General features: G+C 39.5%; 24 protein-coding genes and 1 pseudogene. 16 read left to right on the top strand and 9 right to left on the bottom strand.

What is annotated here, in order from left to right:
* Positions 1 to 8: 8 nt before the first annotated feature.
* Positions 9 to 1,409 carry an asparagine--tRNA ligase gene (asnS, locus tag AB2N10_RS06380; RefSeq protein ID WP_354624449.1) on the bottom strand — a complete coding sequence of 467 codons (1,401 nt, stop codon included), beginning with the start codon at positions 1,407 to 1,409 and terminating at the stop codon, positions 9 to 11.
* 132 nt (positions 1,410 to 1,541) lie between these two features.
* On the opposite strand from asnS, the gene AB2N10_RS06375 reads away from it, so the two are divergent.
* Positions 1,542 to 1,961, top strand: coding sequence for a hypothetical protein (locus AB2N10_RS06375; RefSeq protein WP_354624448.1), 420 nt, complete (start codon positions 1,542 to 1,544; stop codon positions 1,959 to 1,961).
* A gap of 152 nt (positions 1,962 to 2,113) precedes the next feature.
* Here the strand turns inward: AB2N10_RS06375 and bioA are convergent, their stop codons facing one another.
* Positions 2,114 to 3,379 (bottom strand): adenosylmethionine--8-amino-7-oxononanoate transaminase, encoded by a 1,266-nt coding sequence (gene bioA / locus AB2N10_RS06370; RefSeq protein ID WP_369434508.1) that lies wholly within the window; start codon positions 3,377 to 3,379, stop codon positions 2,114 to 2,116.
* 107 nt (positions 3,380 to 3,486) lie between these two features.
* Here bioA and bioB point away from each other — a divergent pair.
* The 5 genes and pseudogenes from bioB to AB2N10_RS06345 all read left to right on the top strand — a co-directional run bounded on the left by bioB (position 3,487) and on the right by AB2N10_RS06345 (position 8,594).
* Positions 3,487 to 4,554, top strand: a pseudogene (gene bioB, locus AB2N10_RS06365) (biotin synthase BioB).
* A gap of 24 nt (positions 4,555 to 4,578) precedes the next feature.
* Complete coding sequence (gene bioF / locus AB2N10_RS06360; protein WP_369434507.1) at positions 4,579 to 5,742, top strand: 8-amino-7-oxononanoate synthase; 1,164 nt, start codon at positions 4,579 to 4,581, stop codon at positions 5,740 to 5,742.
* Positions 5,732 to 6,526: a malonyl-ACP O-methyltransferase BioC gene (gene bioC / locus AB2N10_RS06355; RefSeq protein WP_369434506.1), complete on the top strand. Its 795-nt coding sequence runs from the start codon at positions 5,732 to 5,734 to the stop codon at positions 6,524 to 6,526. The genes bioF and bioC overlap by 11 nt, the downstream gene beginning before the upstream one ends.
* Positions 6,527 to 6,530: 4 nt before the next feature.
* Positions 6,531 to 7,211 carry a dethiobiotin synthase gene (bioD, locus tag AB2N10_RS06350; protein WP_354624445.1) on the top strand — a complete coding sequence of 227 codons (681 nt, stop codon included), beginning with the start codon at positions 6,531 to 6,533 and terminating at the stop codon, positions 7,209 to 7,211.
* A gap of 72 nt (positions 7,212 to 7,283) precedes the next feature.
* Entirely contained in the window at positions 7,284 to 8,594 is a 1,311-nt protein-coding gene (locus AB2N10_RS06345; RefSeq protein ID WP_354624444.1) for a hypothetical protein, read from the top strand.
* A gap of 34 nt (positions 8,595 to 8,628) precedes the next feature.
* On the opposite strand, the gene radA is transcribed toward AB2N10_RS06345, so the two are convergent.
* The 3 genes from radA to AB2N10_RS06330 are packed head-to-tail and all read right to left on the bottom strand — an operon-like array spanning position 8,629 to position 11,999.
* Positions 8,629 to 10,041 carry a DNA repair protein RadA gene (radA, locus tag AB2N10_RS06340; protein WP_369434505.1) on the bottom strand — a complete coding sequence of 471 codons (1,413 nt, stop codon included), beginning with the start codon at positions 10,039 to 10,041 and terminating at the stop codon, positions 8,629 to 8,631.
* 21 nt (positions 10,042 to 10,062) lie between these two features.
* Positions 10,063 to 10,734, bottom strand: a complete 672-nt coding sequence (locus AB2N10_RS06335) for a regulatory protein RecX (protein ID WP_354624443.1) — start codon at positions 10,732 to 10,734, stop codon at positions 10,063 to 10,065.
* 50 nt (positions 10,735 to 10,784) lie between these two features.
* On the bottom strand, positions 10,785 to 11,999 hold the full coding sequence (locus AB2N10_RS06330; protein ID WP_354624442.1) for a pyridoxal phosphate-dependent aminotransferase: 1,215 nt from the start codon (positions 11,997 to 11,999) through the stop codon (positions 10,785 to 10,787).
* 190 nt (positions 12,000 to 12,189) lie between these two features.
* On the opposite strand from AB2N10_RS06330, the gene AB2N10_RS06325 reads away from it, so the two are divergent.
* The 4 genes from AB2N10_RS06325 to AB2N10_RS06310 all read left to right on the top strand — a co-directional run bounded on the left by AB2N10_RS06325 (position 12,190) and on the right by AB2N10_RS06310 (position 17,154).
* The gene (locus tag AB2N10_RS06325; protein ID WP_369434504.1) at positions 12,190 to 13,110 is read left to right on the top strand and encodes a LysR family transcriptional regulator; all 921 of its coding nucleotides are present in this window, start codon (positions 12,190 to 12,192) and stop codon (positions 13,108 to 13,110) included.
* A gap of 170 nt (positions 13,111 to 13,280) precedes the next feature.
* Complete coding sequence (gene moeA, locus AB2N10_RS06320) at positions 13,281 to 14,528, top strand: molybdopterin molybdotransferase MoeA (RefSeq protein WP_369434503.1); 1,248 nt, start codon at positions 13,281 to 13,283, stop codon at positions 14,526 to 14,528.
* Positions 14,529 to 14,625: 97 nt separating this feature from the next.
* On the top strand, positions 14,626 to 15,675 hold the full coding sequence (gene aroG, locus AB2N10_RS06315; protein ID WP_369434502.1) for a 3-deoxy-7-phosphoheptulonate synthase AroG: 1,050 nt from the start codon (positions 14,626 to 14,628) through the stop codon (positions 15,673 to 15,675).
* Positions 15,676 to 15,756: 81 nt separating this feature from the next.
* On the top strand, positions 15,757 to 17,154 hold the full coding sequence (locus AB2N10_RS06310; protein ID WP_354624441.1) for a cobyric acid synthase: 1,398 nt from the start codon (positions 15,757 to 15,759) through the stop codon (positions 17,152 to 17,154).
* Positions 17,155 to 17,272: 118 nt separating this feature from the next.
* Here the strand turns inward: AB2N10_RS06310 and pdxH are convergent, their stop codons facing one another.
* Positions 17,273 to 17,926 carry a pyridoxamine 5'-phosphate oxidase gene (gene pdxH / locus AB2N10_RS06305; RefSeq protein ID WP_354624440.1) on the bottom strand — a complete coding sequence of 218 codons (654 nt, stop codon included), beginning with the start codon at positions 17,924 to 17,926 and terminating at the stop codon, positions 17,273 to 17,275.
* 88 nt (positions 17,927 to 18,014) lie between these two features.
* On the opposite strand from pdxH, the gene AB2N10_RS06300 reads away from it, so the two are divergent.
* From AB2N10_RS06300 to AB2N10_RS06280, 5 genes are all read left to right on the top strand, one after another.
* A complete protein-coding gene (locus AB2N10_RS06300; RefSeq protein ID WP_354624439.1) occupies positions 18,015 to 18,488 on the top strand; it encodes a low molecular weight protein-tyrosine-phosphatase in 474 nt (157 codons plus the stop codon).
* Between the two features lie 25 nt (positions 18,489 to 18,513).
* The gene (locus tag AB2N10_RS06295) at positions 18,514 to 18,918 is read left to right on the top strand and encodes a thioesterase family protein (protein WP_354624563.1); all 405 of its coding nucleotides are present in this window, start codon (positions 18,514 to 18,516) and stop codon (positions 18,916 to 18,918) included.
* Between the two features lie 102 nt (positions 18,919 to 19,020).
* Positions 19,021 to 19,311 carry a PilZ domain-containing protein gene (locus AB2N10_RS06290; protein ID WP_354624438.1) on the top strand — a complete coding sequence of 97 codons (291 nt, stop codon included), beginning with the start codon at positions 19,021 to 19,023 and terminating at the stop codon, positions 19,309 to 19,311.
* A gap of 79 nt (positions 19,312 to 19,390) precedes the next feature.
* Positions 19,391 to 19,561: a hypothetical protein gene (locus tag AB2N10_RS06285; protein ID WP_354624437.1), complete on the top strand. Its 171-nt coding sequence runs from the start codon at positions 19,391 to 19,393 to the stop codon at positions 19,559 to 19,561.
* 84 nt (positions 19,562 to 19,645) lie between these two features.
* Positions 19,646 to 20,209 carry a glutathione S-transferase gene (locus AB2N10_RS06280; protein ID WP_354624436.1) on the top strand — a complete coding sequence of 188 codons (564 nt, stop codon included), beginning with the start codon at positions 19,646 to 19,648 and terminating at the stop codon, positions 20,207 to 20,209.
* 33 nt (positions 20,210 to 20,242) lie between these two features.
* Here the strand turns inward: AB2N10_RS06280 and AB2N10_RS06275 are convergent, their stop codons facing one another.
* The 3 genes from AB2N10_RS06275 to grxD form a co-directional block, all read right to left on the bottom strand.
* A complete protein-coding gene (locus AB2N10_RS06275; RefSeq protein WP_369434501.1) occupies positions 20,243 to 21,025 on the bottom strand; it encodes a 4'-phosphopantetheinyl transferase superfamily protein in 783 nt (260 codons plus the stop codon).
* A 91-nt stretch (positions 21,026 to 21,116) separates the two neighbouring features.
* Positions 21,117 to 21,422, bottom strand: coding sequence for a DUF496 family protein (locus AB2N10_RS06270; RefSeq protein WP_369434500.1), 306 nt, complete (start codon positions 21,420 to 21,422; stop codon positions 21,117 to 21,119).
* Between the two features lie 361 nt (positions 21,423 to 21,783).
* Positions 21,784 to 22,113 carry a Grx4 family monothiol glutaredoxin gene (gene grxD, locus AB2N10_RS06265; RefSeq protein WP_354625372.1) on the bottom strand — a complete coding sequence of 110 codons (330 nt, stop codon included), beginning with the start codon at positions 22,111 to 22,113 and terminating at the stop codon, positions 21,784 to 21,786.
* Positions 22,114 to 22,340: 227 nt separating this feature from the next.
* Here grxD and AB2N10_RS06260 point away from each other — a divergent pair, with 227 nt between their 5' ends.
* Positions 22,341 to 22,922: a Fe-Mn family superoxide dismutase gene (locus AB2N10_RS06260; protein WP_354625371.1), complete on the top strand. Its 582-nt coding sequence runs from the start codon at positions 22,341 to 22,343 to the stop codon at positions 22,920 to 22,922.

The raw sequence follows: 22,922 nt of genomic DNA, 5'->3' as shown, positions 1-22,922 counted from the left end.
TAATTTTTTTAAAAGTCTGCTGAACCTGGTGCACGTGGGAAGGCAATAACATCACGGATATTTTGTACACCAGTAACGTAAGAAACCAAACGCTCAAATCCAAGCCCAAAGCCTGCATGTGGTACGGTGCCATATTTACGCAAATCACGATACCAGCTGTAGTCCTCTTGATTTAACCCCATCTCTTCGAGACGTTTATCAAGTGCCTGTAAGTTTTCTTCACGTTGGCTGCCGCCGATAATCTCACCAATACCCGGTGCTAATACATCCATTGCGGCAACGGTTTTACCATCAGCATTGAGTTTCATATAAAACGCTTTAATATCTTTAGGATAGTTTTGCAGAATAATTGGCGCACCAATATGTTCTTCCGCTAAATAGCGTTCATGTTCAGATTGCAGATCAACGCCCCATGCAACGGGGTATTGGAATTCTTTGCCACAGTTTTGTAAAATTTCAATCGCATCGGTGTAGTCCATGCGCACGAATGGCGAGCTGATCATTTTTTCTAAGCGAGTAATTGCTTCTTTATCAACACGATCTGCAAAAAATGCCATATCATCGGCACGTTCAGTTAACACCGCTTTGAAGACATATTTAAGCATGTCTTCAGCAAGTTGAGCTGCATCAGCGAGGTCAGCAAAGGCGATTTCAGGTTCAACCATCCAAAATTCTGCAAGGTGACGGGTTGTATTTGAATTCTCTGCACGGAATGTAGGACCGAATGTATAAACATTACTTAATGCACAGGCGTAAGTTTCAGCATTTAATTGTCCAGAAACCGTTAAAAAGGTCTCTTTAGCAAAAAAGTCTTTTTTATAATCAATCGCGCCTTGCTCTGTGCGTGGAAGATTTTCTAAATCAAGAGTACTGACTCTAAACATTTCACCCGCGCCTTCACAGTCACTGCCCGTGATAATTGGGGTGCTGATCCAGTTGAACCCTTTTTCATAAAAAAAGTTATGAATAGCATGAGAAAGACAGTTACGAACACGTGTTACTGCACCGATGATGTTTGTGCGTGGACGCAAATGAGCATGCTCACGTAAATATTCAATACTATGGCGCTTCGCGGACATTGGATAAGTTTCAGGATCTTCCACAAAACCAAGTACATTGACTTGAGTCGCTTGGATCTCGAAATTTTGTCCTTTTCCAGGACTTTCAACTAATTCACCCGTTACTTGAACTGAGCAACCTGCAGTTAAATTGAGGATTTCAGAGCTGTAATTTTCTAATTCAGCAGGAACCACTGCTTGAATTGGATCAAAGCAAGAACCATCGTAAACCGTTAAAAAAGAAATACCTGCTTTTGAATCTCGACGTGTACGGATCCATCCTTGAACTGTCACCGTAGTTCCGATTGGGAATTTGCTGTTGAAAATTTCAACAATCGCTGTTTTTGACATCTGAATTATTGCTCCATAATCACAGTTTTCACTGTTACTTAGTAAAAAAAATTAATTGCTGCATATCTTACCTTGGCTAGTGCCAGATACAAGTCTATGATTGATAATCATCGATTTTTATTAGGATTTATAATGGAACAGAGGTATATAAGAGAACGTCTGCATAATGCACATGAGTGGCGACGTTTATTGATGCTTTGGCTTACTGTTTTTTTATGGGCTGCATTTTTAGGTTATATGCTACTTTTTCACTATGCGCGAGAATTTTTTGAGCCCTTGATTATGAACCATGTTGGTGTTGAATCGGAGCAATATTATCAATTTGTGGAAATCAAAATATTTATGTATTTACTTTGGTCGTGCTGCATTGTTTCTGTTCTTGCCATTATTAATACATGGAATAAAAAGCGGCGTGAAGGGGATAATACGCCAGACAAATTCTTAATTGTGATCATGTCGGCAACGGTCGTCTTTGCCTTTTATTATGCCAAAACGGATTTAAATTATTTAAATGGGCAGTTATCTCTATTGGCTCGTCTGTTTGGTGGTTAAGTGGGTCTTGATTGTACTCCCACCGCAATTATTAATGCGGTGGGGTGAACTTATACGCATGACACTTCAAGATGCAAAGTCAGCAAGGAATATAGTGCCGAGATGCGAGGCAAAAAATTGAAGTATAGATATTCTACATCGTGATTTTTATACTATTTTGCTACCGTATATATAGCAGAACAGAGTGTTTTAAGTTGCTGTTCAGAAATTACATAGGGTGGCATGATATAAATCAATTTACCAAAGGGACGGATCCAAACCCCTAACTCGACAAATTGCTTTTGTATTTCTGCGATATTGACATTTTCTTGCATTTCCACCACACCAATTGCCCCTAATACGCGTACCGCTTTGACTTTGGCTAGCGTTTGACAAGGTGCTAAATTCTCTTGCAAAAATTTTTCAATGGTGGAAACTTTTTCTGACCAATTGCAGGCAATCAGTTTATCAATCGCAGCACAGGCAACGGCACAGGCAAGCGGATTACCCATAAAGGTTGGCCCGTGCATAAAGACTCCCGCTTTCCCTTGACTAATAGTGGTTGCCACTTTGTCACTGGTTAAGGTTGCCGCTAGACTCATATAACCGCCAGTAATCGCCTTGCCAATACATAAAATATCCGGGCTAATGGCAGCGTGTTCACAGGCAAACATTTTTCCTGTACGGCCAAACCCTGTTGCTATCTCATCGGTAATGAGCAGTAAATCATGTTGGTCACATAATTTGCGTAGACCTTTTAAATATTCAGGGTGATAAAAGTACATTCCCCCAGCGCCTTGCACGATCGGCTCGACAATAATCGCAGCTATGTTATCTTTATGTTGTAAAACCAGTTCAGTGATAGCATTGAGATCCTCCGCTTGCCACGATTCATTAAAGGCAATAGCAGGTTGAGGAGCAAATAAATGAGTAGGTAAAAAATTATGATATAACTCATGCATTGATCCTATTGGGTCAGTCACTGACATCGCCCCAAAGGTATCACCGTGATAACCATTACGTATCGTTAAAAATTGACTTCTAGGTGTGCCTCGTGAGTGCCAATATTGCAGTGCCATTTTAAGCGCAACTTCAACGCTAACACTACCTGAGTCGGCTAAGAAAACTTTATCAAGCCCATCAGGTGTTATTTCGACTAATTTTTTTGCTAATTCAATGGCTGGTTGATGAGTTAACCCTCCAAACATGATATGTGACATTTTATCGAGTTGATTCTTAGCCGCTTCGTTTAGCTCCGCTACATTATAGCCAAATAAACATGCCCACCAAGATGACATTCCATCGATTAGCAGCTCCCCCGTATCGAGTTTAATTAGGCATTTGTCTGCGGAAACTACGCCATAGCAGGGAAGCGGGTCAACCATTGAAGTGTAGGGATGCCAGATATGTTTACTATCAAATTGTAGGTCAATGGTCATAATTGCTCGCTTTTTAATCGGATGTAAAGTGTTTTGCGCTAAAAAGTTGACAGTGTAGCCTGCAAGATTAAACTAGCCAAACTATTTTAAGCGAAGTGAGATCGATTATGAGCAGCAACTCTGCTAACCAAACGCAAATTCGTCACGACTGGTCCGTTGCAGAAGTCGAAGCTATGTATGCAATGCCTTTTATGGATCTGCTTTTTCAGGCGCAAACTGTACATCGTGCTAATTTCTTACCTAATCAAGTCCAAGTAAGTACATTATTGTCTATTAAAACAGGTGCTTGCCCTGAAGATTGTAAATATTGTCCGCAAAGTGCACGTTATGATACAGGACTTGAAAAACAGCAGTTGATGGAAGTTGAAAAGGTTATCAAAGCTGCTAAAGAAGCAAAACAGACGGGCTCGACTCGTTTTTGCATGGGGGCAGCATGGAAAAATCCGAAAGCGCGTGATATGCCCTATTTGGTTGAGATGATAAAAGAGGTGAAATCACTAGGACTTGAGTCATGTATGACTCTTGGGATGCTTGATAGCCAACAAGCAGCACAGCTCTCTGAAGCTGGATTAGATTACTACAACCATAATTTAGATACTTCTCCAGAATATTACGACAAAATCATCACGACACGCAGCTATCAAGATAGACTCGATACTTTAGATAACGTACGCAAAGCGGGAATGAAAGTCTGTAGCGGCGGTATTGTCGGTTTAGGTGAAGCTGGTACAGATTGAGCCGGTTTATTGGTGCAACTGGCTAACATGCCACAGCAACCTGAGAGTGTTCCGATTAATAAATTAGTGAAAGTACAGGGTACGCCGCTTGATAGTGTGGATGACTTGGATGAGTTTACTTTTATTAAAACTATTGCAATTGCCCGTATCTTAATGCCTAAATCGCATGTACGTTTATCGGCTGGACGTGAAAAAATGTCTGAGCAGACACAAGCCTTATGTTTTATGGCAGGTGCAAACTCTATCTTTTATGGCTGTAAATTATTAACCACGGCCAACCCCGATGAAAATTCAGATCAGCAGTTATTTAATAAATTAGGTATTAATAAAGAGGCGGTTAATTTTTCTCCCTATGAAAAAGAGCAACCCGTTGCTGCGGCCATTGTTCGTCATAATGAAAAAGATGAACTTTTTTATGACGCAACAAGTGTGCTTTAAATAGCGATTAACTGGAGTTAACTGATGGCCTTTGATTTCATTGATGCACAGTTGCAGGAGCGTGCCGATCAAGGCCTTTATCGCGCTTGTAGTACGGTAACGGGTAAACAAGAACGGTTGTTAACGTTTGAGCAAAAAAGCTACCTTAATTTCTCTAGTAATGACTATCTTGGCCTAGCTTCTGACCCTTCACTAATAAAAGCATGGCAAAAAGGGGCGGATTTATATGGTGTTGGCAGCGGTGGCTCTTTTCTTGTCACTGGTTACAATCAGGCGCACGCTGAGTTATCTGCACAGTTGCAATCATGGTTAGGCGTTGAAGCCGTTGCCTTGTTTAATTCAGGTTACTCAGCCAATCAAGCCATCATAAAATTGCTACTCAATAAGCAAGATATCTTACTACAGGATAAACTAAATCATGCTTCGCTAATGGAAGCTGGCTTCTTAGCTCCCTGTAAAATGCAACGATTTAAGCACAATGATATTGCTCATTTAGGCCATTTACTGAGTAAGGCGGAACAAACTAATAAGCTCATTATCAGTGAAGGTGTGTTTAGCATGGATGGGGATTGTGCCCCCATTAGCGCGCTGCACGCACAAGCCCAAAGCAGTGATGCATGGTTAATGATCGATGATGCCCACGGACTCGGTGTGGTTGGTAAAAATGGTCAAGGTAGTGTGCAAGCCGCAGGGTTAGTAAACCGTGATATACCAATTTATATGGCGACCTTTGGTAAGGCGTTAGGTGTTGGTGGGGCATTTGTTGCAGGCTCTAAAAAACTGATTGATTACTTAACTAATTATTCCAAACCTTACATATATAGTACCGGCATGCCTCCGGCAATGGCCTACTGTATTAGTCAAGCCTGCACTATTGCAGAAAAAGAGCAGTGGCGACGCGATAAATTAAGTGAATTAATTGCCACCTTTCGACGCTTAGCTTGTGAAAATGAGATCCAACTAGGGGATTCCCACACGGCTATTCAACCTATTATCATGGGTGATAGTAAACGTTGTGTCGCGGTTGCTAATAAACTAAAACAGATGGGTTTATGGGTGACCGCTATTCGCCCTCCGACTGTGCCGGTAAATAGCGCTCGTTTACGTATAACGTTAACGGCAAGCCATGAGTTAGAAGATGTTAAACAGTTGGTTACGGCCATTCGCCGAGTATTAAATGAATATTAATCATTACACAAAAATAGATAAAAATGCGGTTGCAGAATCTTTTTCTAAGGCGGCTAAATATTACGATCAATTCGCCATGTTACAACGCGATATTGGCATTTCGTTATTGTCGAAAATAGATAGTAGGGCATTCACGCATATCCTAGATTTAGGTTGCGGTACAGGCTATTTCAGCGAAAAACTCTATCATAATAATGCCAATGCATTAATTACCTGTTTCGATTTATCCCCAGCGATGCTAGATGAAGTAGCGGCTAAGGGATTGCCCAGTGTTAAACTACAACAGGGCGATATCGATGATTTACCCTTTGCTGTTGCTCAGTATGATTTGATTTTTTCTAATCTTGTTCTGCAATGGAGTGAAGATCTTAGCAATTGTTTGACGCAGCTGAAAAAAATTCTAGCGGTTAACGGTAAATTATATTTTTCTACCCTGTTAGATGGATCGTTGCATGAATTAACTCAAGCCTGGAAACAGGTTGATGATTTACCACATACAAATCGATTCATAACGCTTGCAGAAATTCGTAAAGTGGTAGGCGCCATTGGCTTTACGCATGTCACTATAAAAACAGAAACACGAGTGCTTGAGTACGATAATGTGATGGAAGTAATGCGTGCATTAAAAGGAATTGGAGCAAACCATGTACATGGGCATCAAGGTACGACCATCAAGGGTAGACGGCTTATTGAGATGCTCGAACAAGGCTATGTGCCCTTTATTAACCACCTTGAAAAATACCCATTAACCTATGAAGTTTGTTATGTAGAGGTTGAGAAATAGTATAGTGAAACAACACACTTTTTTTGTCACGGGTACCGACACCGATGTCGGTAAAACGATTTGCTGTAAAGCGTTGTTGCAATCGGCGAATAGGCAGCAACTTACAACGCTTGCTTATAAGCCGATTGCGGCAGGTTGTCAATTAACGCAACAGGGATTGCGTAATCAAGATGCCATCACTTTACAGACACATAGCAGTATTAAACTAGCCTATGAAGCTATTAACCCCATTGCTTTTGAGCCACCGATAGCACCACATATCGCTGCTGATATTCTAGCGCAACCCATTGATGTTAATCTAATAACCAGTGGTTTGCACAAGCTGCAGGCACAAGCTGCTGAGATTATTTTGGTAGAAGGAGCCGGGGGGTGGCGTTTACCTATCAATAATACGCAGATGCTTTCTGATTGGGTGATTAGTCAGCGTTTACCTGTGATTTTAGTGGTCGGTATGAAGTTGGGTTGTTTAAATCACGCGTTGTTGACCTATCAAGCAATTATTAATGATGGACTAGAGGTGGTTGGTTGGATAGCTAATCAATTACAAAGTGACATGCCGTTTTATACAGAAAATGTCGCTTTTTTAAGTGAAAATATTAAAGCGCCAAAAATAGCTGAAATACCATACATTGATAATGTAGATAGCAAAGATTTGGCAAATTTTGTTAATTTTTCATTTACTTAACTTAATCATGCAGCGCAGTGTTAAATTCGTGTATATTTGATTTTATAGCTTCAATGATAATTAGGATCCGCTATGACAGTGCTTTCGCAAAATAGTGTTTTTACTTCTCTGCTACAAGATGGACCACTTGCCGTTTCTAAAAGCGCCTTCAATGTAGGCTGTTTTTCTCCTGAAACCCGTTTATGGGTAAAACGATTGCAACAAGATCCTAATAATGTCACTAAATATCGCGCTTTACGCAGTCAAATATTTGAGTTTTTGGAGGTCTCATCTTTAACACAAATTCAAATATTATTAGCCAATACAGCTCTTCACCAAGCGCGCAGTGATCGAGCACTTAAATTACTTGGTAATATGTTTGGTATTGATGGCACCTTAAATGAGATTAAAAGCCGTGTTGATGAATATGCGCGAACGGCCGATGCAGTAATTCGTGCTATAACGGGTAAGGTACTCTCTACCTATGCATCACATATTGAAATGACCAATGAAATTGAAGTCGCTAATAATCCCGTTGAGCTGCTATTAATTATGTTTAACGACCATTACCACAAAAAAGCACGTTTTGAAGCGCGTCGAAAACTGATATTAATGACCTTAGCCGGGAGTATCGACCAACGTGAGCGTGAAACCAAAATTGAGACGAAGTTTTCTAGCTTTTTAACTTTTTTAAATGGATATGTATGGAACTCTGATTTAAAAATTGGCCAACTTGACTCCGTATACCTGCATTCGACGCATCGGGATGACGATTATTATTGTACTGGTGTAGAAGTATTACAACCTTCACAAGCTAATTTGAAAGAGAAAGAAAAAGGCAAAAAACTGACCTTAATAAAGCGTCGTAGTTTTACGGTGGGTAAAAAAAACATACCAATTTATGTCTCTATTAGGAAAAAACCACCAGAGGCAAAGGTATTAAAATTACTCCGTAAAAACGAGAAAAATCCTGCCGTTGCCGTTGATGATGAATTAGGCTTGATGGCCGTTTTAGATTCAGTTGCCGATGTCAAAGCATTTCAGCAACACTTAACGCACAGTGCTTCGAAGGCGAATTCATTAATGGTGCTCGAAGATATTTCCGACACATTAGTCGAACATACCCAATATCGAGGCAGGGCAGAAGGCTCCAGTGAAAAAACCTCAATGATGAAATTCTTTGCCCGTTTAGGGGGGATGCGAGTGGAATTTATTATTCACACCAATCAAACCTGGTTAAATTATATGTATCAGCAGGACGTTGCGCACGATGAGTATGAGGTTAAACGTATTTTTGATACGGGGGTTATTGAGCTTTTATTCCCCAAAGATATCTATTATCTCGACCATCAAAAAACGCGCCATGAAATGCTACGCCTCTTCCGCAAACAAATAGAGTCTTAATGGCTGAACGATTAAGACAATATTGGCTGCTTGCTTAAGACAACGCCTCTATTAACGCTCTGACATTTTTAAGCGGGTGTATAGATTGACCTGCTTTAACAAATTGCTCCATGGATTTGTGATAAGCTACGGCAGGAATATAAATCTGCTTTTTACCATGAGTGAGAGCTTCACGAACCCGAGGGACAATTTGTGGTATTTGTCTTAATTCTCCCGTTAATGCTAATTCGCCAATAAAAACGGAATCCTCCGGTAATGGTCTAGAATTAATTGAACTTAATAGGGCTGCGGTAACCGCCATATCCGTAGAGGTTTCTGTATCTGACATTTTTAAGCCTCCGACCAGACTGATATTAATATCGTAGTAGGTCGGTATGCCGCCATGTTTTCTGAGTACAGCTGTGATTAATGAGAGACGACTGTAGGAGATGCCGATACAGTTACGAATCGATTTTTCGCCTTCAACTTCCGTTGCTAAGGCTTGAATCTCAATTAATAAATTACGTGCGCCATCTTTAATCACTGAAATTGCCGACCCTTCAAAGTGTTCATCGCTACCCGATAGAAAAAGTCGGCTGGGGTTATCAACGGAGTACATCCCTTTTTCAGTCATTTGAAAAATACCCACTTGTTCTGTATCTCCAAAGCGATTTTTATCGGCGCGTAATATGCGCACCGAGGCATCATTCACTTCAATATGGATTGCCGTATCAATAATATGTTTTAGGGTTTGTGGCCCCGCCATTTGTGAATTTTTATTTACCTGACCAACTAAAATCAGGGTGATACCGTGTTGTTTACATAGCCGGTTAAGAATTTTCGCGCAATTTTTTACCTGTGTAACGCCACCTGCCGAACCTTCTGCTTGATTAGATTCAAAGGCTTGTATGGAATCAGCGATTAAAAATTTAATATTATTTTCAATACATTGGTCGACAATATCTTCTACGCAATCAGTATCGGACAATAAAAAATTGTCACTATTGAAGTCCAATTTTAATCGTTCAACCCCGCGTTTTGCCCACTGACTGAGGCTCTCTTCTGCTGTGACGTATAATGTTGGCATGCTCTGTGACATAACCGCGGCAACTTTGGTAAGTAATGTTGTTTTACCTGAGCCGGGATCGCCACTAATTAAGACCACGGAGCCAAGCGTTATTCCGCCGCCCAAGACACGATCTAATTCTGATAATCCGGTGCTAACGCGTGCCGCATTTTCTATTTGTACAGTCGAGATACGTTGTACGCCACTGCTTAATACACCAGCATAACCCGCCGTTTTGTTACGATTGATAGCTGAATTTAAAGCGCCCGTTGTTGCCGTGGGTTGTCTAAATTCGGTGATGGTATTCCAAGATTTACATTCACTACATTGACCTTGCCATTTTTTAAAATCAGCGCCACATTCACTGCACAGATAGGCTATTTTGGTTTTCGCTTTGGTCATCTTCTATCCTAGGGTTGGTCATTATTGATCGCGTTCATGACTATATTGTTTTATTGCAGCTAGTGCATCCGTAAATGAGAAGCCACGTGAAACGAGGAAACGTAGCGCTTTATTTTTACTTTTCGCTTCAACAATCGCGCTGTTTTTAAACTTATTGTTGAGTAACAATAGGGCATCACTGATGGTCAGTACTTCATCCATCGGATAGGCGCCATTATGTTGTTCAATCGCCCGTTGAATATCATCAAAACTATGTCCCTTAGTTTGTAAAAATGCCATCGCTTTTTGTTTGAGATGTGGGCTAGCAATATGGTGAGGGAACTTGATGTTAAGTGAATGGATTGCACTGGTGATGTATTCGAACTGGTTGTCAAGGAGAGTAGAAGCTATTAAGTCACTCTCTATCCCTTTTCGTTGCAGCGCTTGTATGATGCGATTTTTTGCAAAACCTTTCTGTTGGCAGGCGCGAATAAAGTTATTAACAAAACGATTATCATCTAAATAACCATAGTGAAAACATTCACTAATGACGTCATCAACCCATTGTTGATTATCACTTTTTCGTGCCAGTTTTTGTCGTAGCTCCATTTCGCTATGGTCGCGTCGACTCAAGTGCCAAAGGGCGCTACGACGAACCCCTTCGATATCTTTGGCTACTTTGATACCATTATTTGTATGATTTTTAGGTGTCATTATTTCCTACAGAGTAAGCCGCTGCATACATCGCAACGGCCATTTTATTATTATTGACGATAATGTTGTAAAAATTTACTTATTTTACCGATTGCCTTAGTGAGTTCATCAACGCGCGGTAGGCAAACAATGCGGAAGTGATCGGGTTTATGCCAGTTAAAACCAGTTCCCTGTACAATGAGTATTTTTTCTTCCATTAACAAGTCCATCGCAAAGCGTTGATCATCTTTGATATTGAACTTTTGCTTATCTAATTTAGGGAAAATATAGAGTCCCCCTTTAGGTTTGTTGCAGGTCACACCGGGAATATCATTAATCAGTTTCCAAGCGGTTTGCGTTTGATCGTATAAACGCCCGCCGGGAACGGTCAGTTCATTGATACTTTGGTAGCCACCGAGTGAGGTTTGAATAGCGTGTTGCATCGGTACATTGGCACAAAGTCTCATGCTGGCAAGGATTTCTAACCCACTAATATAGTCACGAGCTTGCTTTTTTGCCCCGCTTAACATCATCCAGCCGACACGGAAACCACAAACTCGGTACGCCTTTGACAAACCATCGAAGGTGACGATTAAGACATCATCGGCGAGCGTTGCCATGGGAACATGCACCGCATCGTCATAAGTAATTTTAGAGTAGATTTCATCGGAAAATATGATCAACTTATGTTGGCGCGCTAATTCAATAATCTGCTCTAATAACTCTTTACTGTATACGGCACCCGTTGGATTATTAGGATTGATAATAACAATCCCTTTAGTCTTCGACGTGATTTTAGATTTAATATCGTTAATATCTGGAAACCAATCCGATTGTTCATCACAAAGGTAATGGACAGGTTTGCCTCCAGAAAGATTGGCTGCTGCGGTCCAAAGTGGGTAGTCGGGAGCTGGGATAAGCAATTCATCGCCATTATTTAGCAAGCCCTGCATTGCCATCACAATTAACTCACTGACTCCGTTGCCTATGTAAATATCTTCAATATCAAGGGATAGTAGTCCCTTTGCTTGATAGTGTTGCATAACGGATTTACGAGCAGAAAATAGCCCTTTGCTATCACAGTAACCTTGACTCAACGGGAGGTTTTTGATCACATCCATGAGCACTTCTTCCGGTGCTTCAAAGCCAAATGGCGCTGGATTACCAATATTGAGCTTCATGATACGTTGCCCTTCGTCCTCCAGCTTATGGGCTTGTTTAAGCACAGGCCCACGAATGTCATAGCAAACATTGTCTAATTTATGGGACTTTTCGATGGAATACATAAAAACCTCTTAAAAACAGTAGGGGGCAATAGCACGTAAATACGGCAACTCATTAAGAAAGCTAAAACTACCTGATATTAGGCATAGAGTGAAGTAAATTAAAAAAATATGTGCATAAATAGTCTTTAATTATAAATTTATTTCACGTATCGTTGAAATTATTGAATATTACATAGAATTATGTTTCGCCATGATAGAAATCAAACACTTAAAAACCTTGTTAACATTAAAAGCAACGGGTAGTTTAGTGGAAGCTGCGCTGCAGTTGCATTTAACCCAATCGGCATTATCTCATCAATTAAAAGAGTTAGAGGGGCGACTTAATTGTGCGCTGTTTATTCGTAAATCTAGGCCGATTCGTTTTACTATTGCAGGCATGCGTTTACTTGAACTTGGTGAACAAGTATTGCCCCTGATTCGCAGTGCTGAACGAGACCTTTCGCGTTTTGTCTCTGGCGACGCAGGGAGACTGCATATGGCAATAGAGTGTCACTCATGTTTTCAATGGTTAATGCCTGCCATTGATAAGTTCAGAGATAGCTGGCCTGAAGTAGAATTAGATTTTTCCAGTGCCTTTAGTTTTTTGCCTTTGCCAGCATTAAAGCGAGGCACCCTTGATTTAGTCGTTACTTCTGATCCTCAACCACTCGAAGGTATAACTTATATCCCACTATTTAGTTATCAGCCGATGCTAGCGGTTAGTCGACATCATAAGTTGGCAAATAAAAGTTATATTGAGGCGAAGGATTTAGAGTGCGAAACATTGATCACCTATCCCGTTGAAAAAGAAAGGTTAGATATTTTTAACCAATTTTTAATTCCAGAGGGCGTTTCACCAGATAAAATTCGCCATGCCGAAATGACATTGATGATGTTGCAGTTAGTTGCGAGTGGGCATGGCGTGGCCGGGTTACCAAACTGGGCGCTTTTTGAGTATTTACAAAAAGATTATGTCGTTGCTAAACGCTTAGGTAAAGAGGGATTATGGAATACACTCTATGCCGCCGTGCGCGAAGAACAAAAGCACTTAGCCTATATTGAAGATTTTATTGAAACGGCTATAGCTAGCTGTTTTGAACATTTAAAAGGGATTAAGTCGGTTTCTCAATAATTAATTTTAATCGATTAGATATTTCGTTAAAGATGTTTTGTCTGTTATTTGTACATTTGTGATTAAATATGCTGTTAATGAACTGTTTTTGGCCTTTTTTTACCATCAGTAATTGCACAGTAGCGAATAAAAAGTCACAATTATTACTTAATTATTTAAGGTGAAGAAATATGGGATGTTGTGACGTTGATGGGTTAATGCCCCTTGAGCAAGCATTAGCACAAATGCAATCGTCAATAGCGAATGTCTGTGACGTGGTTGAATTACCATTATCAGAGGCATTAGGTTACGCGTTGGCTGAGGATATTCACTCGCCTTTGAATGTGCCTCCTTTTAATAATTCAGCAATGGATGGTTATGCAATAAAGCGTGATGATTTATTGGCTTGTTCGGTTGATAGTCCCGTCACCTTAAAACAGGTTGGTAAATCTTTCGCTGGTGCTCCCTATGTCGGGCAATTAAATACAGGATGCTGTATTCGCATTATGACTGGGGCTGTTATGCCTGATGGTGCCGATTGTGTTGTCATGCAGGAAAGAGTGCAGGCAAATGATGACTTGATCACTTTTATGCAGTTACCCAAATTATCAGACAATGTACGTTTGGCAGGGGAAGACCTTAAATTAAATCAATTGGTTTTGCATAAAGGGCATAAATTAACACCACGAGACATCCCTTTGATCGCTTCTCTGGGAATTGCCAATGTGAATGTTTTTCGCAGATTAAAAGTGGCGGTTATTTCCTCCGGTGATGAACTTAAGAGTCTTGGTGAACCCCTTTTAAGTGGTCAAATATACGATAGTAATCGTTATAGCATTATCGCTTTATTGTCGCGAATGAATGTTGATGTCATTGATTTTGGCATCATTAAAGACGACAGAAATTTATTGAACAACGCATTTTCACAGGCAGATGCGCAAGCCGATGTAGTCATTACAAGTGGTGGTGTTTCCGTCGGGGAAGCTGATTTTATTAAAGACATTTTGGCAGAAATGGGGGAAATTGGTTTTTGGAAATTGGCGATTAAACCCGGTAAACCCTTTGCGTTTGGCAAACTACCAAGAAGTACTTTTTTTGGCTTGCCAGGTAATCCTGTTTCCGCTATGGTCACTTTATATCAACTTGTCGTGCCTGCACTGCTCACTCTTGGTGGAATGCAGGCAAAGCCGGCAATTCGTTTTAATGCAATAGCACAAAACAGACTAAAAAAAGCAGCAGGGCGCACCGATTTTCAACGGGCGATATATGCTGTGGATGATCACGGACGACTTGTTGTTAGTTCAACTGGGAGCCAAGGATCGGGTGTTTTTAGCTCAATGAGTCAATCTAACTGTTTTATCGTACTCGAGCAACATCGAGGTGATGTCGAAATCGGTGAAATGGTGGTTATTGAGCCCTATAACACCCTAATGGATTAAACATATTACTGATTAATTCCATTTTATACCAATTGGTATTAAAACTAACATCTATATATTAACTTAATGTGCACAAGTAAGTGCTTTAGGAACAACAATGACTATAACTGATGATATACATATCACCGCTATCAAAGAACTTTTACCACCTATCGCATTATTAGAAAAATTTCCTGCAACCGATGAAATCTGTGAAACTGTTGCTAATTCTCGTAATGCCATTCATAAAATTTTAAGCCAAGAAGATGACCGTCTATTGGTTATCATTGGACCTTGTTCTATCCATGATACGGACGCTGCGTTGGATTATGCAGCTAGACTGGCACCTTTGCGTGAGAAATATAAAGATACATTAGAAGTGGTTATGCGTGTTTATTTTGAAAAGCCACGTACAACGGTTGGTTGGAAAGGGTTAATTAATGATCCTGAATTAAATGGTACTTTCAATATTAATAAAGGTTTACGCACTGGGCGCAAACTACTTTTAGATATCAATGCAATGGGATTACCCGCAGCCACTGAATTTTTGGATATGATCACACCGCAATATGTTGCCGACCTAATGACTTGGGGAGCAATCGGAGCGCGTACAACGGAATCGCAAGTGCATCGTGAATTGGCGTCAGGTCTTTCATGTCCGGTTGGATTTAAAAATGGTACCGATGGCACAATTAAAATTGCCGTTGATGCTATTGGCGCTGCAAATGCGTCGCATCATTTCTTATCAGTAAATAAATTTGGACATAGTGCCATTGTTGAAACGGCTGGTAATCCAGATTGTCATATTATTTTACGTGGTGGTAAAGCACCAAACTATAGTGCAAAAGATGTTGCTGAAATTAAATCTGAACTACAGAAATCAGGGATGACAGAAACCTTGATGATCGATTTTAGTCATGCAAACTCTGAGAAAAAATTTGAAAACCAAATGAAAGTTTGTGCTGATGTGTGTGCACAACTTGCTGCAGGCGAGCAAGCTATTTCTGGCGTTATGGTCGAAAGTCATATTGTTGAAGGCCGCCAAGACTTAATTGATGGCGTTGCTGCAAATTATGGTCAAAGTATTACCGATGCTTGTATCGGTTGGGATGATACCGAAGCGCTGTTAGAACAACTCTCTACAGCAGTGGCAAAACGTCGCGCTTAATTTAATCATTAAAGCAATGGTTAACATGAACATAGCACTGTTTAGGCAGTGCTTTTTTGTGTCTGAATTTCGGAAAAGGTTATGGGTAAGAAAAATAGACCGATTATGATTTTAGGTTGTACTAGTGATGCAGGGAAATCGTTAATCGTCACTGCAATTTGTCGTTTACTTGCAAATAGAGGTGTAAAAGTTGCTCCATTTAAAGCGCAAAATATGAGCAATAATGCAGCCATTACCGATAATGGATTAGAAATGGGGCGCGCACAATACTTACAGGCGTTAGCGGCTAAAATTACCCCGTCAGTATTAATGAATCCTATTTTATTAAAACCTAGTTCAGAAACGTCCAGTCAAGTGATAGTCAATGGCATCGTTAATAATGAAATAAGCCACTGTCCATGGATGCAACGTAAAGCCTTTTTATGGCCCAAAGTACAAAGTGCCTTGCACTCACTACAGGAAGAGTATGAACAAGTGGTGATTGAAGGGGCGGGAAGTCCTGCGGAGATAAATTTACGAGCAGGTGATATTGTCAATATGGCCGTCGCCCTTGAGTGTAATGCCGATGTGTACCTGCTCTCTGATATTGATAAGGGAGGTTCATTTGCCCATCTATTGGGAACTTGGGCGGCGCTTGCACCAGAGGAGCAGCGATTAATTAAAGGCTTTGTATTAAATAAATTTCGCGGTGATCCCTTATTACTCGGAAATGCCATGCAATGGTTAGAGGATAAAACTGGTATTCCGACGGTGGCTAACATTCCCTATTATCGACATCAATTACCCGAAGAGGATAGCTTTCGTTTTGGTAGAAAATGGCAGCGAGGAGCAATTAATATTGCGCTTATCTATTACCCCTATGCATCGAACTTAGATGAATTTGATCCACTTATGTTTCAAGACGACATTAATTTGGTGCCCGTTCATCAAAATGAAGATTTATGCCATTATGATGCGTTGATTCTACCGGGTAGTAAGAACAGTGGTGTCAGTTTAGAATTTTTAAAAGTATCGGGATTGGATAAACGTATCGCACAATTTAAAGGTACAGGGAAGCTGATGTTAGGTATTTGTGGTGGCTTGCAAATATTGGGTAAACAAATATTAGATCCTCTGAATATCGAAGATGGTGACAAGAAAGGGCTGTCACTAATTAATTTGGTCACGCAGCTGGAGGCCTCTAAATCAACCCTACAGACCTCAATCAGTTTTCTAGGTGGTAATATCGAGGGCTACCAGATCCACCATGGCAAAACAGTTGCAGATGAATATGTAGTGCCTTTTTTACAGGAAGGTTTGGGTTGGCAAATGGATAATATCTATACTACCTATCTACATGGTGTTTTTGAAAATAAAGTATTTTATGATTGGTTTATGCGTAAAGTTAATGGCCGAGAGAATGGCATTGATTGGAAAAAACATATGGATAATGAATTAGATAAACTCGCTGACATGTTTTCTAAACATGGCTGGATGTGATAACGAATGTTATATTTATCTACCCATTAATGTGAGCTTGAAGTGAAACTACGTTTCACTTCTTGTATTTATTTTGCAATTAGAACAATTAGTTACTGCAATCAATGTAAAGCTGTTGTTAAGGGTTTAACCGTGTTCTATCCCAATTATTGCCATTCACTTGATAAACAAAACGGTCATGTAACCTGTCTGCCTTACCTTGCCAAAACTCGATGCGTTCAGGAATAACACGATAGCCGCCCCAAAATTCAGGTAATGGCACTTCCTGACCTTGAAATTTATCCTCAAAATATTTAACCCGTTCTATTAACGTTTCTCTATCCGCTAAAGGTTGACTTTGATGCGATGCCCAAGCGCCAATGCGGCTACCTCGTCCACGAGTTTGGAAGTAACTATTTGACTCTTCACTGCTAATTCGTTCAATACGTCCTTCAATACGCACTTGGCGCTGTAAAATATTCCAATGAAAGAGTAAAGCAGCAAATGGGTTTGCTTCTAATTCACTCGCTTTATGGCTGCCGTAGTTGGTAAAAAAGACAAAACCCTGTTGATCAACCTCTTTAAGTAGCACAATACGAGAAGAGGGACGACCTTCAGGTGTGCAGGTAGAGAGAGACATTGATTCAGGCAATACCACGCCAGTCTGTTCTGCTTCTTTTAGCCATTCCTTAAAAAAGGCGATTGGATCTTGTGTTGATTGTAGGGCTTTATTTTCGATTAAAACACCTTGACCAAGCGTAAAGGCACAGCGAATTTTACTGATAAGTGACATGCTATCTTCTTATTTTAATGAGTATAATGATAAGTAAAGTGTATAATTTGTGGTAAATTTTGTCGAATTATATAGGCGTTACTGGATAATGAAAGTAAAAATATTGATTGTTTGCCTTGGTAATATTTGCCGTTCACCGACAGCGGAAGCTGTGTTACGAACAAAAGTACAGCAGCGTGGCCTAGATTGTATTATTGATTCTGCGGGGACAATTAATCATCATCAAGGAGACCTTCCCGATCAGCGAGCTCGGCGCGCTGCTGCATTAAGGGGATACCGATTTGATGGCATTGTGTCGCGGCCGATATCTGCTAAAGATTTTGAGTATTTTGATTTTATATTTGCAGCGGATAACCATAACTTAGCGGATTTAAAAGCACTTTGTCCCAATCATCTACAGCACAAACTATCGCTATTTCTCAGTTATGGTGACAGTGAATGTGCTGAAATTCCAGATCCCTATTATGGTGGCGATCAAGGTTTTGAAGAAGTGTTAGATTTAATTGAGAACGCAAGCGACCATATCATTGCTAAACTTGTGCATAAAGCAAAGAATGATTGAAATAGAGCAACAACGAGAAACGACAATGGCTAAAATTTACCATCATGCGGTGCAGATCTATTACGAAGATACAGATCATTCAGGCGTCGTCTATCACCCTAATTTTTTGAAATATTTTGAAAGGGCGCGTGAGCATGTAATTGGCTGCCGTAAACTTGACCTTTTATGGCGAGAACAAGGTGTTGGCTTCGCAGTCTATAAAGCAAATTTAATCTTCCAAGAGGGAGTGGAATTTGCTGAAGTTTGTGATATCCGAACCCAATTCTCATTAGATGGAAAATATAAAACAGTTTGGCGACAGGAACTATGGCGACCCGGCGCGAATAAAGCTGCCGTTATTGCCGATATTGAAATGGTCTGTTTAGATAAACAAAAGCAGTTGCAGGTGATACCCGAACAAATATTAAATGCGTTATTCGATAATAATTAAGCTTTAAATAGTCAAACTTAACAGAAATTAACAACATCACTTGCTTGATATAGAAATAACATTAACTTACTAAATTTAAATCGATTAATCTTTGGAGGCAATGTGTTAATAACTCATGATGAAAGACGTGTATTTCAGCGTATGGAAGTTAAAGCGAATGTTAAAATAATTAAGGGAGAAATGGAAATTTCTGGTCTTTGCAATGATTTAAGTAGTACGGGGATGTCTTTGCAAGTGATGGAGCCTGTTTTACGTGCTGGTGATAATATTAAAGTCATTTTAGATACACAAAATTCACGTTTTGTCCCCTTAGATGTAGAAGCTAATGTGTTAAGGGTTAAAGAGGAAGCAGGGCGTTTCATCGCAGCGATCGAATTTACCAATTTTAATTAAAACTCTTCTGTATATCGGCTACTTTTTGAGCAATTTTAAGCTAAGGTTATAAAGGTGGTGGTCGTAAAAGGAGAGTAGCATGATTTTTCATAATAAAGCTGGTCAAGCAATGAATCTAGCTGATAACTTAACACTTAAAGAGTTATTAGAAATGGGCATTGAATTGACTCTATCGGAAAAAATAGATCCTAATCATGAATTATGGTTAGCAGATCAGCCAAACGAAGGCGAAGAGAAAGAAGCGAGTTAGTTAAGTCGATAATCCCTCTATTACAGGGGGATTATTGATCCACCCCCCTTTTCTTTTTATACGCTTCCATCAATAAGGATTACTATGAAAGTATATGGTAGTTATACCTCTCCATTTGTTCGTCATTGTCGCATTGTCCTATTACAAACCGGTTTACAACATCAATTTATTGAGACAGATGCCGCAACCAGTGCAAATTTATCGCCAACTAAAAAAGTGCCCCTATTGATTGATAATGGTGTAACGCTTACTGACTCAAGTTCCATTATTAAATATTTGCGGGAAAAGTCGGGGCAGCCGTTTTTTGCTGATGTAGCTGATTTTGAGCTTTTTAATATGAGCAATACCGTGCTTGATGCCTGTGTGAATATTTTTTTTCTAGAACTTGATGGTATAAAATTAGCGCAAAGTCATTACTTGCAAAGGCAACATGCGCGTGTTCTTTCTGGTTTAATGGCTTTAAATAAGCGCACCTTTTCCCATGAATTACCTTTGAGTGATGGCGAGCTGAGGTTGGCGTGTTTTCTAAATTGGGGGCTATACCGCAGGCGGATAGACTTGTCTGAGTTACCGGTTTTGCAACATTTACTGGCATTGGCTAATACGGATAAAGAGTTCATCGCGACGGCTCCCCCTGCCATCGATTAAATCAACCTTATCATTTAACTAATAGCAATGTCTCTAATTTACCAATTGGCATAACTTTTCAGCTGAAAAATGTTGTATTTCAAGAACACGCTTATCTTTGCCAGTATTAACGGAGATAGCAATACAATGTTTTTGGTCTGGGTAGGTGAGGCAGTGATACCAGTGATCATTGCAATTGATCTTATGATTGTCAGTAATAACGATATTTATATCGTCATTAATTAATGTTTTTAGATTTGACTTAATAGTAAAGCTAACGATATCTAGACCAAGGCTTATTCCATATCCTGTCGCTTTGAGAAATGCCTCTTTAAGCGTCCAATATTCAAAAAATCGGCGCCCCTGTAATAAACTTGGCTGTGAAGCTATATCCCGTTGTTCAGGTTCGGTGAAATAGCGCTTTGAGATCCCCGTGTAATTAATCTTACGATGTACATTTTCAATATCACAACCAATATCGTGGTTTAAACAGATTGAACAAATAATCAACTCACTGTTATGACTTAAATTGAAACGTAATGGCAACGTCGAGTTGGCTATTTCTGGCTTGCCATGGGCAGATACCGTAAATTGCCAATCCTGTGGTTGTATGGCGACATACTGTGATAGGATTAAACGTAAAAATGCACGCGTTATTAATGCACTATGCTGCGCCTCTGGGGTTCGATAACGCGCTACTCTAGCTTGTTCATCGCTGCTTAATAGAGTCTGCAGATAATTGATTTGGTTAGCGTCTTTGATCTGTTGTGGGTTAATATGCCACAGGTGAATAGAGTGATTAGGCAGTGTTAATAATGAAGGGTGATTAATATCCACCAGAGCTCCGTTGCGCTATAAAAAAGGGATAGGAATACCCTTTGGTATTAGACTATCCCTCAATGTTGAATGTTTTTCTTAAATAAGAAAGTTATTTAGCAACATGGCCAGTAAGTTTGAATGACATAATTTTATTATTTAGCTCACGACGCTCTTTTGAAAGTTCCGCACCAATAATGATGTGATCATCAACACGATTTTCATAGTCAAACTTCATGTTGTTAATGATAGCAAGAACGTCTTCTGGGTTCATATCAGGCGTGATGTATTCTAATAAGTTGCTTAGAAGATCGACGCGTTTACGATTGTCCCTGACTTTTGTTTCATTATCTATAATTTCACGTTTTAATTTATTTTTACGACGTGTGATTTTTACTAGTTCAAGCACATTACCCATAATTATACCTTTTTGTTTTATATTGAAGCTATTAATAATAGAACCGCTATTGCTATGTATTCAATAATATCCTATGTTACCTCAAAATTTTTGTCAGGCGTTAGCTTGGATTGCTAAACAATACGTAACATGAGGTAATTGTTATTAACTTTCGAATATTACAATGCAGGACTGGTTTTCGATTTAAAAACCATCTTGAGGTAACATGGGGATATATTCATGCAACTTCAAGATGTAAAGTTAACAACTGATTGATACCAAATCCAATAATTATCTAGCCATGAATGCCTTGCCTTGTTCTACCATTGTTCATCAACAAGCTATGACTATAATATTATGCAAATTGGTATAAAAAATGATGCTAGGCTTCTCTATTCTTTTTAGCTGCCTGTTCAATAATGGGTTGTAATTCACCCTGTTGGAACATTTCTAAAATAATATCACAACCGCCAATGAGTTCACCGTCAACCCATAATTGTGGGAAGGTAGGCCAATTAGCATATTTAGGTAGCTCTGCGCGAATATCTGGGTTTTGTAGTATATCAACATAGGCGAAAGGGTGACCACATTGCATAAGAGCTTGTGATGCCTGTGAAGAAAAACCACAGCTAGGTAATTTAGGAGAACCTTTCATATATAATAGGATTGCATTTTCACTAATTTGATTTTTAATTTTATCTAACGTTTCCATTTTATACTCCAAAAAAATTTTATTTATTCTACTCAAATTCAAGTGTTAATAAAACGTCATTAAAAATGAGGGTTAACAATATGATAAAATATTATCACAAATAACATTGACATAGATCATTTTCTTGCAGAGAATCTAATAATAAATGAAGTTCGCTAACACGATCCCTGTGTCTGCATTTATAAAACGACTTATTTTGCAAATATTTTAATATGGAGACGAATAATATGGCTTTTGAATTACCAGCTTTACCTTACGCGAAAGATGCACTAGAACCACACATTTCTGCAGAAACGCTTGATTTTCACCACGGTAAGCATCACGCAACTTACGTACAAAAGTTAAATGGCCTAATCGAAGGTACTGACTTAGCAAATAAATCTTTAGAAGAAATTATTCAAACAAGTACTGGCCCGCTTTTTAATAATGCAGCACAAGTCTGGAATCATACTTTTTACTGGAACTGCCTAGCAGCGAATGCTGGTGGTGAGCCGACAGGCCCAATTGCACAGGCTATTGAACAAAGCTTTGGCTCATTTGCTGAATTTCAAGCAGCATGGAATGATAAAGCAGTAAACAACTTTGCTTCATCTTGGACATGGTTGGTTAAAAAAGCGGATGGTACATTGGAGATTGTTAATACTTCTAATGCGGCAACACCATTAACTGACGAAGGTGTTACACCATTATTGACGGTCGATCTATGGGAGCATGCTTACTATATTGATTACCGTAATGTACGTCCTAACTATTTAAATGGTTTCTGGGCATTGGTAAATTGGGATTTTGTAAATCAAAATTACGCTTAA

The sequence above is a fragment of the Psychromonas sp. MME1 genome (genome assembly GCF_041080865.1).
Taxonomy (GTDB): Bacteria; Pseudomonadota; Gammaproteobacteria; order Enterobacterales; family Psychromonadaceae; genus Psychromonas.
The sequence above is the reverse complement of the archived record's forward strand: the minus strand, read 5'-3'. Positions and strand labels throughout refer to the sequence as shown.